At 68.6% G+C, this 16,198-nt stretch carries 14 protein-coding genes; 8 read left to right on the top strand and 6 right to left on the bottom strand.

The window, feature by feature from the left end; all coding sequences use genetic code 11:
• Window positions 1-60 precede the first annotated feature (60 nt).
• Complete coding sequence (locus ABE434_RS03170) at window positions 61-1,191, bottom strand: LysM peptidoglycan-binding domain-containing protein (protein WP_346477795.1); 1,131 nt, start codon at window positions 1,189-1,191, stop codon at window positions 61-63.
• Window positions 1,192-1,317: 126 nt separating this feature from the next.
• On the opposite strand from ABE434_RS03170, the gene def reads away from it, so the two are divergent.
• From def to ABE434_RS03145, 5 genes are all read left to right on the top strand, one after another.
• Window positions 1,318-1,830 carry a peptide deformylase gene (def, locus tag ABE434_RS03165; RefSeq protein WP_176988070.1) on the top strand — a complete coding sequence of 171 codons (513 nt, stop codon included), beginning with the start codon at window positions 1,318-1,320 and terminating at the stop codon, window positions 1,828-1,830.
• A gap of 99 nt (window positions 1,831-1,929) precedes the next feature.
• Window positions 1,930-2,853, top strand: coding sequence for a methionyl-tRNA formyltransferase (gene fmt / locus ABE434_RS03160; protein WP_179459935.1), 924 nt, complete (start codon window positions 1,930-1,932; stop codon window positions 2,851-2,853).
• Between the two features lies 1 nt (window position 2,854).
• Window positions 2,855-4,198 carry a 16S rRNA (cytosine(967)-C(5))-methyltransferase RsmB gene (gene rsmB, locus ABE434_RS03155; protein WP_346477794.1) on the top strand — a complete coding sequence of 448 codons (1,344 nt, stop codon included), beginning with the start codon at window positions 2,855-2,857 and terminating at the stop codon, window positions 4,196-4,198.
• Between the two features lie 26 nt (window positions 4,199-4,224).
• Window positions 4,225-5,946, top strand: a complete 1,722-nt coding sequence (locus tag ABE434_RS03150) for a glycosyltransferase family 39 protein (protein ID WP_179459937.1) — start codon at window positions 4,225-4,227, stop codon at window positions 5,944-5,946.
• A gap of 111 nt (window positions 5,947-6,057) precedes the next feature.
• Window positions 6,058-7,353 carry an O-antigen ligase gene (locus ABE434_RS03145; protein WP_346477793.1) on the top strand — a complete coding sequence of 432 codons (1,296 nt, stop codon included), beginning with the start codon at window positions 6,058-6,060 and terminating at the stop codon, window positions 7,351-7,353.
• On the opposite strand, the gene ABE434_RS03140 is transcribed toward ABE434_RS03145, so the two are convergent.
• On the bottom strand, window positions 7,338-8,156 hold the full coding sequence (locus tag ABE434_RS03140; protein ID WP_346477792.1) for a glycosyltransferase family 2 protein: 819 nt from the start codon (window positions 8,154-8,156) through the stop codon (window positions 7,338-7,340). The genes ABE434_RS03145 and ABE434_RS03140 overlap by 16 nt on opposite strands.
• Between ABE434_RS03140 and ABE434_RS03135 the strand changes: the two genes are divergently transcribed.
• Window positions 8,155-9,213, top strand: coding sequence for a CDP-glycerol glycerophosphotransferase family protein (locus tag ABE434_RS03135; RefSeq protein WP_176988472.1), 1,059 nt, complete (start codon window positions 8,155-8,157; stop codon window positions 9,211-9,213). The genes ABE434_RS03140 and ABE434_RS03135 overlap by 2 nt on opposite strands.
• A 117-nt stretch (window positions 9,214-9,330) precedes the next feature.
• Here the strand turns inward: ABE434_RS03135 and ABE434_RS03130 are convergent, their stop codons facing one another.
• The 4 genes from ABE434_RS03130 to ABE434_RS03115 all read right to left on the bottom strand — a co-directional run bounded on the left by ABE434_RS03130 (window position 9,331) and on the right by ABE434_RS03115 (window position 13,586).
• Window positions 9,331-10,857 (bottom strand): PH domain-containing protein, encoded by a 1,527-nt coding sequence (locus ABE434_RS03130; protein WP_346477791.1) that lies wholly within the window; start codon window positions 10,855-10,857, stop codon window positions 9,331-9,333.
• Window positions 10,854-11,354: a PH domain-containing protein gene (locus tag ABE434_RS03125; RefSeq protein ID WP_346477898.1), complete on the bottom strand. Its 501-nt coding sequence runs from the start codon at window positions 11,352-11,354 to the stop codon at window positions 10,854-10,856. Before ABE434_RS03125 ends, ABE434_RS03130 begins: the two co-directional genes overlap by 4 nt.
• 109 nt (window positions 11,355-11,463) lie before the next feature.
• Window positions 11,464-12,579, bottom strand: a complete 1,116-nt coding sequence (gene ribA / locus ABE434_RS03120) for a GTP cyclohydrolase II RibA (RefSeq protein WP_346477790.1) — start codon at window positions 12,577-12,579, stop codon at window positions 11,464-11,466.
• 89 nt (window positions 12,580-12,668) lie between these two features.
• Window positions 12,669-13,586 (bottom strand): lauroyl acyltransferase, encoded by a 918-nt coding sequence (locus ABE434_RS03115; protein ID WP_346477789.1) that lies wholly within the window; start codon window positions 13,584-13,586, stop codon window positions 12,669-12,671.
• A gap of 85 nt (window positions 13,587-13,671) precedes the next feature.
• Between ABE434_RS03115 and dtd the strand changes: the two genes are divergently transcribed.
• Complete coding sequence (gene dtd, locus ABE434_RS03110; protein ID WP_346477788.1) at window positions 13,672-14,112, top strand: D-aminoacyl-tRNA deacylase; 441 nt, start codon at window positions 13,672-13,674, stop codon at window positions 14,110-14,112.
• Window positions 14,113-14,202: 90 nt separating this feature from the next.
• Window positions 14,203-16,050: an RNA polymerase sigma factor RpoD gene (gene rpoD / locus ABE434_RS03105; protein ID WP_176988080.1), complete on the top strand. Its 1,848-nt coding sequence runs from the start codon at window positions 14,203-14,205 to the stop codon at window positions 16,048-16,050.
• The last annotated feature ends 148 nt before the right edge of the window (window positions 16,051-16,198 follow it).

The following is a 16,198-nucleotide window of genomic DNA, read 5'->3' as shown; positions in this document are numbered from 1 at the left end:
GCGCAGACGACGACGGCGCCCTAAGGCGCCGTCGAATGGAAGCGTAGGACTCTGCCGCGCTTACTGCTTATCGGGATGCAGTGCCGAATAGCCGACCTTGACCGGCTTGATCCCTTCCATCACCAGCGCGTAGCTGACGTTCTCGAAGGTACGGAACACCATCGCGTGGGCGGCGTACTCGTCCGGCAGGGTGACCCGGCCGGCGCCGCTGGTCAGCGAATCGTCCATCCGCGACGAGTTCGGGTAGTCCATGCGGTGGGCCACATGGCGGCCCTGGCGCCACAGCGAGAACACCGTGCCGTTGTCGACCCCGTTGGCGCTGCCGGCGGAGATCGCGATCACATCGCGCGGGCCGCCTGCAGTGAAGGTGTCGGCCACCGCCAGCACGCGGACATCCAGATCGGCGGTCTGCGGGGCGGGCACGTGCGGCACGAACTGCAGGTCGTAGGGGCGGGCCTCGACCGGGATCAGGCGGTCGCCGGCGCGGACTTCACGGCCGTCGACCTGGCCCTGCAGCACCAGCGAGGTCACCTCGACGTTGCCGCTCTGCACACGGCTCACCGTACCGACATTGATCTGGGCCAGTTCGTAGCCCAGCGTCTGGTGGCGCTTGCTCGGCACGATGAAGGCCTTCCAGACGTTGCCGCTGCCGGGCGTGGTATCGCCGCGGGCGTTCAGGTCTTCGGTCGGCTTGGGCAGGGCGTACTGCACGGTCGGCCGGACCACGGCGTAGCGCTGGCCGACCTGGGCATTCTCCAGGCCCCGCACGTAGGCGGTCTGGCCGGTGGTGGCGCGCAGGCGGTTGTCTTCCAGATTGACCACGTAGGGCAGCGACTTGACCTCGTCGACCACGCTCAGCTGCTTCAGGAAGGGCTCGACCTGCTCCAGCGGGACGCCGTTGATCGGGGCCTCCTGGCGCGGGCCGGGCTGGGCCACGACGCGGTCCAGATAGGCCAGGCTCAGCACGTCACCCGGGTAGATCAGGTGCGGATTCTTGACCTGCGGGTTGGCCTGCCAGATCTCCGGCCACAGCCAGGGCTTCTGCAGGAAACGCGCCGAGATGTCCCACAGCGTGTCCCCTTTGCGCACGACATAGGTATCCGGGTGCCCGCCATTCATTTCCACGGCGGTAGCATAGGTAGCGACGGTCAGCATCGCTACGGCGACGACCGTACGAGTTCGTTCAAACATAGATGTGGTGCCTGATTCCCCAACAGGTTCGCGCACTATAGTCCAGAAACCGGGGCGCGGGGCAAGCGTTGGCGATAGAATCGCCCTGTACGCCGCTTCGACCGGCGCCCCCTACCGGTATTTGCCATGGCTCTCCTGCCCATTCTCGAATTTCCCGATCCGCGCCTGCGTACCAAGGCCGCGTTGATGGATGCCGCCGACGTGACCACGCCGGCGTTCCAGACCCTGATCGACGACATGTTCCACACCATGTACGACGCCCCGGGCATCGGCCTGGCCGCCAGCCAGGTCGACGTGCACAAGCGTTTCATGGTGATCGACGTCAGTGAGGAGAAGGACACCCCGATGGTGTTCATCAACCCGGAGATCGTCGCCAACGAAGGCGGCCAGGTCTACCAGGAAGGCTGCCTGTCGGTCCCGGGCATCTTTGCCGACGTCACCCGCGCCAACCAGATCACCGTGCGCTACCTGGACCGCCACGGCGTGGCCCAGGAGCTGACCACCGATGGCGTGCTCGCCGTGTGCGTGCAGCACGAGATGGACCACCTGGACGGCAAGCTGTTCATTGATTACCTCTCGCCGCTCAAGCGCGAAATGGTGCGCAAGAAGCTGGCCAAGCAGCGCAAGCACGTTGCCTGAGGTGTCTGCAGAGACCGCCGCGCGGGTTGACCGCGCGACGGTGCCTGTCGCGCGGCGCCGGACATCGGCGCCGTTTTACGTTCTGTTAGTGGGGTCGCCATGAAGATTGTCTTTGCCGGTACGCCGGCGTTCGCCGTGTCCTCGCTGCGTGCCGCAGCCCGCCACCATGAAGTGGTCGCGGTGTATACGCAGCCTGATCGTCCTGCGGGCCGTGGCCGAGGCCTGGCGCCGTCGCCGGTCAAGCTGGAGGCGATCGCACGCGGCATCCCGGTGTTCCAGCCGGACAGCCTGAAGACCCCCGAAGCCCAGCAGCAGCTGCGCGATCTGGCACCGGACCTGATGGTGGTGGTGGCCTATGGCCTGATCCTGCCCAAGGCCGTACTGACCATCCCGACCCACGGCTGCTGGAACGTACATGCCTCGTTGCTGCCGCGCTGGCGCGGTGCCGCGCCGATCCAGCGGGCGATCCAGGCCGGCGACGCCGAGACCGGCGTGTGCCTGATGCAGATGGAAGCGGGGCTGGATACCGGCCCGGTACTGCTGAAGCAGCACATCGCGATCGGTCCCAACGATACCGGCGGCCAGCTGCACGACCGCCTGGCCGCGCTGGGCGAGCAGGTGTTGTCCGATGGCCTGGGCCTTCTGCGTGCCGGCATCAAGCCGATCGCGCAGCCGCAGCCCGAGGCCGGCGTCACCTATGCACACAAGCTGGACAAGGCCGAAGCCCGCCTGGACTGGGCGCAGGACGCCCACGCGCTGGCGCGGACCGTGCGTGCCTTCAATCCCTGGCCGATCGCCGAGGCGATGCTGGCCGGCGAACGCGTGCGCATCCACGGCGCGATCGCGCTGGATGACAACCAGGGCAAGGCCCCGGGCACGCTGCTGGGCGCGTCGCGCGACGGCATCGACATCGCCTGCGGCCAGGGCGCGCTGCGCCTGCGCGTGCTGCAGCGCGAGGGCGGCAAGGCGATCACCGCCGCCGACTACCTCAATGCCCGTCGCGACCTCGGCGTGGGTGCCTGAGATGACCAACGTGCGCTCCGGCAGGCCTGCAGGCCCCTACACCGCCCATACCGCCCCCGGCGTGCCCACCCGCGTGCTGGCTGCGCGCGTGCTGGCCCAGGTGATCGGCCGCGGCCGTTCGCTCAAGGCCGAACTGGCCACCGCCCTGCCGACCCTGGACGACAGCCGCGACCGCGCGCTGCTCGAGGCGCTGTGCTTTGCGGTACTGCGTCGTCGCGCCGCCTATGACGCCGCGCTGGCGCAGTGGATGCCGCGGCCGCTGGGCGTGCGTGAGGACGAACTGCGCGCGCTGCTGCTGGTCGGCTTCGCGCAGCTGGATGCGCTGGAGCTGCCGGCGCACGCCGCGCTTTCGGCCACGGTCGACGCCGCGCGTGCGATGGGCCGTGATCGCCAGGCCGGCATGGTTAATGCCCTGCTGCGCCGCGCCCAGCGCGAAGGCATTCCGCCGCTGCCCGCGCGCGATGCGTTCCCGCTGTGGATGGCCGAGAAGATCGAACAGGATTGGCCGGAGGAGGCCGAGGCGGTGTTCAGCGCCAGCCTGCAGGCCGCGCCGCTGTGGCTGCGGGTCAACCGCCAGCACAGCAGCCGTGAGGCGATGCTGCAGCAGCTGGAGGCGGCAGGTATCGCGGCCGAGCCCTCGAGCGTGGGAGCCGACGCGATCCGTCTGCCGGTGCCCGTCGCCGTGTCCGCGCTGCCCGGCTTCGCCGATGGCGCGCTGTCGGTGCAGGATCTGTCCGCCCAGCAGGTCGCCGATGCGCTGGCGCCGCGCCCGGGCTCGCGGGTGCTGGATGCCTGCGCCGCACCGGGCGGCAAGGCCGCGCATCTGCTGGAGCGCGATCCAACCCTGCAGCTGCTGGCGTTGGACATCGATGCGCGCCGGCTCAAGCGCATCAGCGAAACGTTCGTGCGTACCGGCGTCGGCCAGAACGTGAAGGTGCTCGCGGGCGACGCGACCGATCCGGCCAGCTGGTGGGACGGGCAGTTGTTCGACACCATCCTGCTCGATGCGCCCTGTTCGGCCACCGGCATCATCCGCCGGCAGCCGGATGTGCTAGCGCATCGCCGTGCGACCGACATCGAGGCGCTGATGGCCTTGCAGGCCCGCCTGCTGGATGCCTGCTGGACGATGCTTACCCCGGGCGGAACCCTGCTGTATGCGACATGCTCGATCCTGCGCGATGAAAACCAGTTCCAGGTCGAAGCCTTCCTGCAGCGCACCCGGGACGCGGGCTTCCTGCCGCTGGGAGAGGCGTATGGCCACGATTCGTGGGCCGGGCGCCAGCGCCTGCCCGGTGAGGACGGTGCTGACGGCTTCTTCTATGCGCGTCTGCTAAAGAAGGGTTGAACCGAACCCGGCTAGAATCCCGCCCCATGCTTAAAACCCGCGCATCCCGAGAGTTCTGGCTGCTTGCCCTGATGGCCCTGCTCGTTCTGGGGGCCGGCCTGGGCATGCGTGACCCGTGGCCGTCCGACGAGCCCCGCTTCGCGCTGGTCGCCAAGCAGATGGTGGAGAGCGGCGACTGGCTGTTCCCGCATCGCGGTACCGAGCTGTACTCGGACAAGCCGCCGATGCTGATGTGGTCGCAGGCCGCGCTGTATTCGCTGATCGGCGACTGGCGCGTGGCCTTCCTGCTGCCTTCGCTGCTCGCCGCGCTGGGCACGCTGGCCTGCGTCCATGACCTGGGCCGGCGCCTGTGGACGCGGCGGGTCGGGCTGTATGCCGCCTGGGCGCTGCTGTTCGCGCTGCACTTTACGTTCCAGTCCAAGAAAGCGCAGATCGATCCACTGGTGGTGTTCTTCATCACCCTGGCCAACTACGGGCTGCTGCGTCACCTGCTGCTTGGGCCGGCCTGGCGCTGGTGGTGGCTGGGCTGGTTCGCCGCCGGGCTGGGCGTGATCACCAAGGGCGTCGGCGTGATCGCGCTGCTGATGATCCTGCCCGCGGCGGTGGCCTCCGTACTGGGCTGGCCGCGGGTGAAACTGCATATCCGCGACTGGCGCTTCTGGGTCGGGCCGCTGGCCTTCGTGCTGGCGATCGCGCTGTGGCTGGTGCCGATGGTAGTGACCGCGCTGGGCAGCGGTTCGGCCGAGTACCGCGCCTATCTGGACGACATCCTGTTCCGGCAGACCGCCAAGCGCTACGCGCAGTCCTGGGATCACCACCAGCCGTGGTGGTATTTCCTGGGCACGATGCCGTCGATGTGGATCCCGGCCTTCCTGGCGATTCCCTGGGCCATCCCCGCCTGGCGCCGACGCCTGCAGCGCCGCGATGCGCGCTACCTGCTGCCGCTGGTGTGGTGGCTGCTGATCGTGCTGTTCTTCTCGATCCCCAACGGCAAGCGCGACGTCTACATCCTGCCGGCGCTGCCCATGTTCTGCCTGGCGCTGGCACCGCTGCTGCCCGGGCTGCTGCGCAAGCGCGCCTTCCAGTGGTTGCTCGGCGGCTTCGTGGCCCTGCTGGCCGCGGGCCTGCTCGGCATCGGCATCTCGATGCTGCTCGGTCAGCCGGGCTTCGAGCGCAAGCTGATCCTCGACCGCGGCATCGACACCGCGGTGACCTCCGGCCTGGGCTGGGTGGCGGTGGCGCTGGGCTGCTGGGCCGTGCTCACCCTGTGCATCGCCGGCGTCCGCCGCTTCCATCTGGCGGTGGTGGCGACCCTCACCATGGCCTGGGTGGCATTCGGCCTGATCGGCTATCCGCTGTTCAACGACTCCAGCTCGGCACGTGGCCTGATGCAGCAGGTCGGCCAGCGCATCGGCCCGGAGGCGGAACTGGGCCTGGTCGCGTGGAAGGAGCAGAACCTGCTGATGGCCGACCGCGATGCCGCGACCTTCGGGTTCAATCGGCGCTGGGACCGGCAGCTGGTCGATGGTGTCGCCTGGCAGGCGGCCCAGCCGCAGCAGCGCTGGCTGCTGGTGCAGGAAGACGCGCTGCTGGCCTGCGTGGACCGCACCAGTGCCGAACTGGCCGGGGTCGCCAACCGTCGCCGTTGGTGGTTGGTGAGGCCGGGCGACATCCATGGGCCCTGCGTGGCCAGCGCCGAAGAGCAGGCACGCGAACGCGCACTGCACCGGATCGACGGCGATGAATGAATTCTGCAATGCTGGCCGCCTCCCCGGGCACCTGCCGCAGGTCCGTGGGCGCCGGTCGCGTCCAATGCAATCACGGGCGTGCGTGCCTGGGTGTGGCAATCGAGGTTGGCAATGACGTTCTCCCCTGCATCCGAGCCGGCCACGCCTGTCTCCCTGCCGCCGCTGCAGGGGCGCGCCGGCGTGGCCCATTGGATCGCCACCGTGGGCCTGTTCTGCATGCCCGCCCTGGCGCTGACCCTGCCGCAGAACCTGCTGCCCTACGGCATCCTGTTGCTGCTGAGCACGCTGCTGGCGCCGGACTATCTGTGGCGCGCGCGTGGCCTGGCCGGGCGGCCGGTGAAGGTGCTGGCCTGGCTGGTGGTGGCCGCGATCGCCTTCGCGCTGCTCTCGATCTATCTGTTCGAGCAGGGGCTGCGCGATATCGACAACCGTTCGCGGTTCGTGGTGATTCCGTGGATCGCGCTGTGGGTCTGCGCGCTGCGGCCGGACATCCGCTGGTTGTGGGCGGGCGCCCTGGCCGGCTTGCTTGGCACGATGGTGCTGTCGATCCTGCAGGTGGCCGGCGGCGCCCCGCGTGCCGACCTGAGCACCAATGCCATCGTGTTGGCCGACATCGTGCTGGTGCTGATGGTGCTGCTGGTGTTCTGCCGGCCGCACCAGCGCTGGACCTGGGTGATCGTGGGCATGGTCGCCGGCTGTGTGACCATCGTGCTCAGCGGCAGCCGCGGGGTCTGGCTGGCGCTGCTGGCGCTGCTGGTGGTGATGGCGATGAGCCTGCGCTGGCGCACCGGTCGTGCGCGGCTGGGCGTACTGCTGGCGCTGGTGGCGATCGCGGGCACCCTGACCCTGACCATTCCAAGCCTGCGCGAACAGGTCCGGCTGACCGAGCTCAAGCACGACGTGGTGCGGATGGAGCGCGGTGACAGCGATTCCTCCGCGGGCGCGCGGGTGGAACGCCTGCAGGTGGCCTATGAAACCTTCCTCGACCATCCGCTGACCGGGGTGGGCATCGGCCATTTCGACAGCGCCATGCAGCGCCTGCCGGTGTGCCGGGACGACCCGGGCGAGCAGCGCTGCCACCTGGGCCACGCGCACAACGATCTGGCCGAGTGGGCCGCGACCCAGGGCGCCCCCGGCCTGCTGCTGCTGCTGGCCATCTATGGCGTGCCGCTGTGGGTGTTCACCGGCCTGCACCGGCGCAGCGGCGAGCAGACCTTCCGTGGTCCGGCCGCGGCCGGGATCATGGTGGTGGTGACCTACGTGCTGTGCGGGATCACCCAGTCGATGTTCGCGCACCAGATCACGGCCAGCTTCTACGTCACCATCGTCGGCCTGCTGGCCGGTCTGTCGATCGTCCAGGGCCACACGCGCCGCCTGGCGCTGGCCCGGGCTCAGGCCCCGGGCTGATCCCGCGGCGGGTCGATGACCGGTTGCCCGTTCTGCAGCATCCACAGCATGATGGTCTTCTGGCGTACGTAGTTGGCGCGCACGTAGGCGTAGACCAGTCCGTGCCAGCCATCGCGGAAGCCGCCACGCAGCAGCAGCCCGCGCCAGAACCGCCACGCCGGGGCCAGGATCAGCTTGGGCAGGGTGGCGCGCTTGCCGCGCGCGAACTCGTGCTCGGCCATCATCCGCGCATAGCGCTGGGTCTTGAGCAGCTGCTGCTCCAGCGAGCGGTAGGGGAAGTGGATCAGGTCGCCGCGCAGGGTGCCCACCGCGCCATCGACACTGGCCGCCTCATGGATCTCACGCTTGCCACGCCAGCCGCCGTGGCGGCGGTCGAACAGGCGCAGGACCCGGTCCGGGTAGGCATTGCCATGCTTCAGGAATTTGCCGAAGTACTCGGAAAGCCGTGCGAACCGGTAGCCGTGGTGGCCGGCGAACCCGCTTGCCTGGGCGGCCAGGATCGCCTCGCGCAGGGCGTCGCTGATGCGCTCGTCGGCGTCCAGGCACAGCACCCAGTCATGCGAGGCCTGCTCGACGCAGAACGCCTTCTGGCTGCGGAAGCCATCGAACGGCCGCTGCAGCACCCGCGCCCCGGCGGCCGTCGCGATGGAGACCGTAGCATCGGTGGACTGCGAGTCCACGACGACGATCTCGTCGCAGAAGGCCAGCGAGGCCAGGCAGTCGCCGATGCGGTCGGCTTCATTGAACGCGATAATGCAGGCTGAAATGCGAGGCCGTTCAGTGGGAGCGGTCGAGGAGGACATGATGGCCGAGTACCTGCTGTTTGCGACGGAGCGTTATGCGCTGCCCATTCTCGCCCCTCTGGCGCAGGCGTTGCACGCATCCGGTCAATCGGTGTCGGCCTGGTTCGCCGATGGCGCCGCCGGCGCGTCGCTGCCCGGCGTGCCCAATGTCGGGCTGAAAGAGGCCCTGGCCCTGCGCCCGCGCGCGGTGTTCAGCGCGGCCAACTGGGTGCCGCCGTTCATCGCCGGGGCCAAGGTGCAGGTGTTCCATGGCTTCAACGTGCAGAAGCGCGACAGCGCCCGTGGGCACTTCCGGGTGCGCGGCCTGTTCGATCTGTACTGCACCCAGGGCCCGGCCACGACCACCCCGTTCCGCGAGCTGGCCGCGCGCGAGGGTCACTTCGCCGTGGCCGAAACCGGCTGGCCCAAGCTGGATCCGCTGTTCCGCGACGACGGCGGCCTGAGCGCAGGAATGCGCGTGCCCGCACAGGGCCGCCCGGTGATCCTGTTCGGCTCGACCTTCACAGAGCGACTGAGCGCGGCGCCGCATCTGTATGACGCGATCGCCGCCGACATCGCCCGCGGCGACCACTACTGGCTGCTGACCCTGCACCCCAAGTGCGCCCCCGAGCTGTTCGAGCGCTACCGCGCGCTGGCCGGCGCGCATGCGCGCTTCATCGAGCCGGAGCAGGTGATGGCCGCGCAGCGTGCGGCCGATGTGCTGGTCTCGGACACCTCCTCGATCGTGTCCGAGTTCATCGTGCAGCACAAACCGGTGGTGACCTTCCGCAACCGGGTTCCGCAGCCGCACATGCTCGATTTCGACGATGCCACGCAGCTGCCGGTGATGCTGGCCCAGGCGTTGAATCCCGCCCCGGCATTGATGGCCGAGATCCGTCGCTATGCCGACACCATCCATCCGTTCCGCGATGGGTATTCCTCCGAGCGGGTGATCGCGGCGACCGAGGATTTCCTGTCCGGCGAACTCGGCACGCTCAAGCGCAAGCCCTTCGGCGCGTGGACGCGCGGCCTGCAGATCCGCAGGGATCTCGGCTATTGGGGACCGGCAAGGCGGTAAGGCAGCGGTTGCGATGCCTGTCGGGATGGCGAGGAGCCGGCCAGCGGCCGGCACTACCGGGCAGATCGACGTGGATGCACGTCACCCGGTAGATCCACGCCATGCGTGGATGCTCTCCTACCAGCGCAGGCGGCGCCTGGCCAACGCGCGGCCCAACTGCTCATACACCGCACGCGCCTCCGCTTCCGGCAGGTACTGCAGCACCAGCGGCGTGCCCAGCCCCGCGCCGGCGGTATCCAGCCACACGCTGGCGGTGCCCAGCCGGCGGTCCAGGGGCGAGCGGGTCAATCGCAGCGCCTGCAGCTTGTCCAGCTCGGCAAAACGCCACCAGCGCTGCCACCAGCCGCCACGGATGGCCACATAGCGCTCATCCAGGTAATAGCCGATACGCGCCATCTGCCGGTGCGCGCGGAACGCCGACCACGGCAGCCACGCGAGCACGACAGCGCCCCACGGGCCGAGTTCCCCTACCGCAGCGGCGGCCAGCAGCGGCACGATCAGCAGCGCCGGCAGGCACAGCCGCCACCACTGGCGCTGCTGCACCGGCTGCCACTGTGTGGGCGGCCAGGCCAGGGCGGGCAGCAGATGCTGGATCAGCGCGTCGCAGGCGGGCACGGTGGCCAGCGGCGCCAGTTCGCGCAGGTCGCGGCGTTCGTTCTCGCCGGGGTTGCCGGCGGCGATGTCAATGCGCAGCTGGCGGCGGCCAACCCAGCGCTGCAATGTGCTTTCGCGCAGGGTCCAGGCCTGGATGCGACGCCGTGCCACGCTGGTACGCATGCGCGTGAGCAGGCCGGTGGCCACGGTCAGCCGGCGCTCGCGCTCGCTCAGGGTGAAGCCGTGGTAGCGCAGCAGCGCCAGCACCACCGACAACACCCGCAGCAGCAGCCAGAACACCACCACCATCAGCAGCGCGGCCAGCGCCCAGCCCAGCGTGCTCACATGCAGGTCGCTGGCGTAGCCGAACAGCTGGCGGCCACCGGCTTCGATCGCGTCGGACATGCGTGCGCGCGGAAAGATCTGCAGCACCGCGCCGAGCGCGGCCAGCACCACCACCCAGCCGCGGTTGGAGAGCAGGCCGATGCGCACTACGTCGCCGGTACCCAGCGCCAGCAGCACGTCCTCGGCCGGTTCGGCCGGGACGGCGGTTTCCGCGCTGCCATCGGTGTCGGCGGCCTGCACGGTGCCGCGCTGGCGCACCAGCTGTTCCAATGCCAGGGCCTGCTCCAGCTTGAGCACGCGCATTTCGGCCTCGGGGCGGTGGCCGCCGGCCGATTCGAGCTTGAGCTCGGCCACGCCGAACAAACGGTGCAGCGGGTTCTGGTGGACCACCACGTTGTGGATGCGCGCGAACGGAATCTCGCGCCGATTGCGCGAGAGCACGCCACTGCGCACGGTGATCGCGGCCGTGCCGATCTGGTAGTGGTAGGTGAGGTACTGCAGGATCGACACCGCCACCAGCACCGCGATCACGATCACCGCGCCGACGTAGGACCACATCTCATCGCGGTCACCGCGCTGTCCGAACACCACCAGCGCGATCAGCGGCACCAGGAACTGGCGCAGCTGCATCAGCAGCACGAACAGCCATGACCAGGCATGCAGCCGCTGTTGCGGGGCATCGTCGGCCGGCGCCACGGTACTCACAGCGCGTCGTCGTCCTGGTCCAGCTGGTAGGCCAGGGTATCGCGCAGGCGCTCGGCGTCGTCGCTGTCCAGGCCGCCGATGGTCACCGCGCTGAAGCGGCTGCCGGCGGTATGCACCACCAGCGTGCTGAGCCGCGCGTTGCGCTCGATCGGGCCGCGGCGCAGGTCCAGGTGCTGCACACGCGAGAGCGGCACGCGCGTTTCGTGCTGCCACAGCAGGTCACGGCGCAGGCCCAGACCGTGCGCGTCCAGCCGCCAACGGGTGCGGCGCTGGCGGCGGAAGGCGATCATCGCGCCGGCCAGCGTGCCCACCACCACCAGCGCAGCCACGCTCCACCAGCGCGCCGGCAGCTCGAACAGCACCCACAGCGCGCCAGGCACGATGCCGAACAGCAGCGCACCGCTGATCGCACCGCTGACCGCAGCCAGCCAGGCCGAGCGCAGTGGCAATGGCTGCCAGTCCGGCACCGCGGGAGCAGCGGGCAGGGGTGGTGGCAGGGGCGTGTCGAGGAAATCGGACAAGGCAGGCGCTCGGCAGGGAAACAGGCCGGGCGCTTGCGTACAGGTGCAACCGCCCGTGGCGCAGACGGTAGCAGGTTGCCGTGGGCTATTGCGCGGCCTGGATCAGTGCGTCGACATCGAGCAGATGGCCGGCGCGTTCGGCCTTGGTGCGCAGGTACTGCTCGTTCTCGGCGGTGATGTCGCCGGTGACCGGCACGCAGTCCACCACGTCGATGCCGGCATTGCGCAGGCGCTGGGCCTTGGTCGGATTGTTGCTGAGCAGCTGCACGCGGGTCACGCCCAGGCCCTGCAGCATCGCCACGGCGCTGCCGTAGCGGCGCTCATCCGCACCGAAGCCGAGCTGGGCATCGGCGTCGATCGTGTCCAGGCCATCGTGCTGGTACCCGTAGGCGCGCATCTTCGCGGCGATGCCGGTGCCGCGGCCTTCCTGGTCCAGGTACAGCAGCACGCCGCCACCGAGCTCCTTGAGCTTGCGCAGGCCACGCCGCAACTGGTCGCCGCAGTCGCACTTGAGCGAACCGAACAGATCGCCGGTCAGGCAGGAGGAATGCACGCGTACCGGCACCACCGCGGACAGGTCCGGGCTGCCGACGATGATCGCCACCTGGTCGCGCTGGGCCACGCCGCCACGGAACACCGCGAATTCGGTCATGCCGACCTCGCGCAGCGGCACCGGCGAGCGGGCCACCAGCTCATAGGCGTGCGCGGCCTGTTCGGCGCCCTGGCTCAGGTCGCACAGCGAGACCTGCGCGCAGGCGTCGAAGCGGCGGTCATCGGAGTTCAACAGCACGCCGACCATCGCCGGCAGCAGCAGGCCGAGGCGGGCGATCTCCACCGCGCCATCGTCCAGCGCTTCACCGCCCGTCCAGCCCGGCGGCATCGCACCGGGATCGCGCAGGTAGCTGAGCGAGGGCAGGGCATCGAAGTCGATCCCGGCCAGCGGCACGCGGGCGCCACGGTCGGCGCTGACCCCGAGCACGCGGGCACGGATCGCGGTGAGGAACAGGTAATGGCGGTCTTCCGCGGCCGTGGCGAAGGCGGCGAAGCTGGTGCGGGTGCTGCTGTCCAGCGCGATGAAGGCCAGGCGCTGGCCGTGGCCATCGTCGATCACCACCGGGCGACCGGCACGCAGCTCGGCCACCGCGCGCTCGCAGCGGATCGCGGCCGGATCGCCGAACGGGGAAGAAACAGCAGAGGACATGGCAGGGGCCGTGGGGGACATCGTGGTTTCCACAGTGGGGACGGATCGCGCCGATTCAATCGCGGCAGGGGCGCGACGCTGCGTCGCAGTCAGTGCGGATGGTCCTCGGTGGCATAGGGATCGTCCTCGCCGCTCTCCGGTGGGCGCAGCGTATAGCGCTTGTAGGTCCACTGATACTGCGCCGGATCGCGCCGGGCGATGCGCTCGATCCCGGCATTGAGGGCGCTGGCGGCGGTGCGCGGGTCCGGATCGGCCACGGCAGGCAGGGTGGGCTCGATGTGCAGGGCGAACTCCATGCCCGGCCCGACCCGCTCGCACCAGCCGTACAGCACGGTCGCGCCGGTGCGCTCGGCCAGCCGGTTGACCAGGGTCATGGTCAGCGCCTCCACGCCGAAGAACGGCGCGAAGACCCCGTCGCCGGCCTTGGGCTGCTGGTCGGGCAGGATGCCGGTGGCGCCGCCGTCCTTGAGCACCTTGAACAACTGGCGCACCGCCGGGCCCTCGGCGCGCACCTGCTGCACGTTGTCGCCGCCGCGGACCAGCTGCAGGAAGGCATCGCCCACGGCCTCATCGGGGGCCTTGTAGACGATCGCGATCGGCCCGCGCGAGGCCAGCCACTGGTTGAGCAGCTCCCAGTTGCCGTAATGCGGGGCGGCCACGATCACGCCTTTGCCGGCGGCCAGGGCCGCGTCGTACAGCGCCTCGCCGTGGCGCTCGGTCAGCCGGGCGAGGTTGCGGTCGCGGGGCTGGGTCCACAGGCGCAGGGTCTCGATCGCCTGCAGCGCGGTCGAGCGCAGCACGTCGCGGTGCAGGACCGCGCGCTCGGCCTCGCCCATCCCGGGGTAGGCCAGCTCGAGGTTGCGGCGGGTGACGCGGCTCTCGCGGGCATTGAGACGGATCCACAGCCAGGCCAGCACGGAGGCGAAGGCACGCAGCCAGGACCAGGGCAGGCGGGTGAACAGGGCAGCGGCGCGGTAGGCCAGGCGGGCAGTGGTGTGCGGTTTCATCACCGCAAAGTCTAGCCGCTGGCGGCCAGCCTGTCGGCGCGCAGGGGCGTTAAGGTAGTCCGCCTTCAGTTGCGGAGCCCCGTCCATGCTTGTCCTGATCCAGCGCGTCAGCGAAGCCAGCGTCCGTGTCGAGGGGGCCGTCATCGGCCAGATCGGGCCCGGCCTGCTGGCCCTGGTCGGCATGGAGCCGGGCGATACCGAAGCCCAGATCGCCCGGATGGCCGATCGGCTGCTTGGTTATCGTGTCTTTGGCGATGAGACCGGAAAAATGAACCGGTCCCTGCGCGATACCGGCGGCGGACTGCTGCTGGTCAGCCAATTCACCTTGGCGGCCGATACATCCAGCGGGATGCGGCCGGGCTTCAGTACGGCCGCGCCGCCGGCGGAGGCTGAACGCGGATTCAACCGGCTGGTCGACATCTGCAGACAAAAACATGCCCCGGGGGTGGAAACCGGCCAGTTTGGTGCCCATATGGTTGTCAGCCTGGTCAACGATGGTCCCGTGACCTTCCTGCTCAGACCCTAGCCCCCGGGACCACCGCCCGGGAACGCGGGGCGCCGGGCTGGTATAATGCTAGGTTCTATTCCCTCTCCCAGCCGGTGGCGCGAGCACTACATGGCCAACGAACGTCCTGCCCAGCAAAACGACATCAAGCTTCTGATCAGCAAGGGCCTGGAACAGGGCTACCTGACCTACGCCGAAGTCAATGACCATCTGCCCGACGACATCGTCGACCCGGAGCAGATCGAAGATATCATCGGCATGATCAACGGCATGGGCATTGATGTCCATGAAGTTGCGCCCGATGCAGAAACCCTGTTGCTCAACGATGGCAACACCGGCAACCGCGAAGTCGATGACACCGCGGCCGAAGAAGCCGCCGCCGCGCTGAGCGCGCTCGACACCGAAGGTGGCCGCACCACCGACCCGGTGCGCATGTACATGCGCGAGATGGGTACGGTCGAGCTGCTGACCCGCGAAGGCGAAATCGCCATCGCCAAGCGCATCGAAGAAGGTCTGGGCCAGGTCCAGGCCGCACTCGGTACCTTCCCGGTATCGGTGGAATCGCTGCTGGCCGACTACGACGCGCACAAGGAAGGCAAGAAGCGCCTGGCCGAAGTGATCGTCGGCTTCAACGACCTGGTCGAAGAAGTGCCGGCCCCGGTCGTGGCTGAAGACACCAGCGACGATGCCGAGGACGACGCCGACGAGGAAGAAGACGGCGACGACGTCGAGGAAGAAGCCGGCCCGACCGGTCCGGATCCGGAAGAAGTCGCACGCCGCATGCAGGCTCTGAGCGACGCGTACACCGCGTTCAAGAAGGCCGCTGCCAAGGGCGACCGCAAGCCGCTGGCCAAGCTGCGCGACGACATGGCCGCCGTGTTCGTGACCCTGAAGCTGCCGTTGCCGCTGACCGATGTGCTGGTCAAGCAGCTGCGCGACGTCATGGCCTCGATCAAGTCCCACGAACGCCGCGTGCTGAACCTGGCGACCGTGACCGCGCGCATGCCGCGCAAGGACTTCATCCGCTCGTGGGAAGGCAACCAGACCAACCTGGAGTGGGTGGAAGACGCACTGAAGCGCAAGCAGAAGTGGTCCTCGGCCCTGCGTGACGTGAAGGACCAGATCATCTCCGAACAGCAGGCGACGATCGACATCGAGAAGACCACCTGGCTGGAACTGGACGAGCTGAAGGAAATCAGCCGCGCCATGGCCTACGGTGAAGCGCGTGCGCGCAAGGCCAAGAAGGAAATGGTCGAAGCCAACCTGCGCCTGGTCATCTCGATCGCGAAGAAGTACACCAACCGCGGCCTGCAGTTCCTCGACCTGATCCAGGAAGGCAACATCGGCCTGATGAAGGCCGTGGACAAGTTCGAATACCGCCGTGGTTACAAGTTCTCCACGTATGCGACCTGGTGGATCCGCCAGGCCATCACGCGTTCGATCGCCGATCAGGCGCGCACCATCCGTATCCCGGTGCACATGATCGAAACGATCAACAAGTTGAACCGCATTTCCCGCCAGATGCTCCAGCAGTACGGCCGCGAGGCTACGCCGGAGGAGCTGGCCAAGGAAATGGACATGCCGGAAGACAAGATCCGCAAGGTGATGAAGATCGCCAAGGAGCCGATCTCGATGGAAACCCCGATCGGCGACGACGAGGATTCCCATCTGGGCGACTTCATCGAGGACACCAATGTGGAGTCCCCGATCGAGAACACCACCAACATCAACTTGTCTGAAACCGTGCGTGACGTGCTGGCCGGCCTCACCCCGAGGGAAGCCAAGGTGCTGCGCATGCGCTTCGGCATCGACATGAACACCGACCACACCCTCGAGGAAGTCGGCAAGCAGTTCGATGTCACCCGCGAGCGCATCCGCCAGATCGAAGCGAAGGCGCTGCGCAAGCTGCGTCACCCGAGCCGGTCCGAGCAGCTGCGCAGCTTCCTGGATATCGATTGATCGATACCGGCGCATCGCATTGAAACCCGACAGACCCCGCGCAAGCGGGGTTTGTTTTTTTGGGGCGGCAGGTGCCCGCCGCGTGTGCAGCGGGCAGCAATGCGGATGCGGTAGGATGCGCGTCGCTTTACACCTGTGGATCGATGGA

Origin of the sequence: Stenotrophomonas sp. TWI1183 (genome assembly GCF_039673115.1) — a bacterium.
GTDB lineage: Bacteria > Pseudomonadota > Gammaproteobacteria > Xanthomonadales > Xanthomonadaceae > Stenotrophomonas > Stenotrophomonas maltophilia_AA.
The sequence above is the reverse complement of the archived record's forward strand: the minus strand, read 5'-3'. Positions and strand labels throughout refer to the sequence as shown.

Bases quoted from the DNA above. Each gene is read 5' to 3' on its own strand.
- ABE434_RS03170 (WP_346477795.1), bottom strand. From the start codon at position 1,191: ATGTTTGAACGAACTCGTACGGTCGTCGCCGTAGCGATGCTGACCGTC.
- def (WP_176988070.1), top strand. From the start codon at position 1,318: ATGGCTCTCCTGCCCATTCTCGAATTTCCCGATCCGCGCCTGCGTACC.
- fmt (WP_179459935.1), top strand. From the start codon at position 1,930: ATGAAGATTGTCTTTGCCGGTACGCCGGCGTTCGCCGTGTCCTCGCTG.
- rsmB (WP_346477794.1), top strand. From the start codon at position 2,855: ATGACCAACGTGCGCTCCGGCAGGCCTGCAGGCCCCTACACCGCCCAT.
- ABE434_RS03150 (WP_179459937.1), top strand. From the start codon at position 4,225: ATGCTTAAAACCCGCGCATCCCGAGAGTTCTGGCTGCTTGCCCTGATG.
- ABE434_RS03145 (WP_346477793.1), top strand. From the start codon at position 6,058: ATGACGTTCTCCCCTGCATCCGAGCCGGCCACGCCTGTCTCCCTGCCG.
- ABE434_RS03135 (WP_176988472.1), top strand. From the start codon at position 8,155: ATGATGGCCGAGTACCTGCTGTTTGCGACGGAGCGTTATGCGCTGCCC.
- ABE434_RS03140 (WP_346477792.1), bottom strand. From the start codon at position 8,156: ATGTCCTCCTCGACCGCTCCCACTGAACGGCCTCGCATTTCAGCCTGC.
- ribA (WP_346477790.1), bottom strand. From the start codon at position 12,579: ATGTCCTCTGCTGTTTCTTCCCCGTTCGGCGATCCGGCCGCGATCCGC.
- ABE434_RS03115 (WP_346477789.1), bottom strand. From the start codon at position 13,586: ATGAAACCGCACACCACTGCCCGCCTGGCCTACCGCGCCGCTGCCCTG.
- dtd (WP_346477788.1), top strand. From the start codon at position 13,672: ATGCTTGTCCTGATCCAGCGCGTCAGCGAAGCCAGCGTCCGTGTCGAG.
- rpoD (WP_176988080.1), top strand. From the start codon at position 14,203: ATGGCCAACGAACGTCCTGCCCAGCAAAACGACATCAAGCTTCTGATC.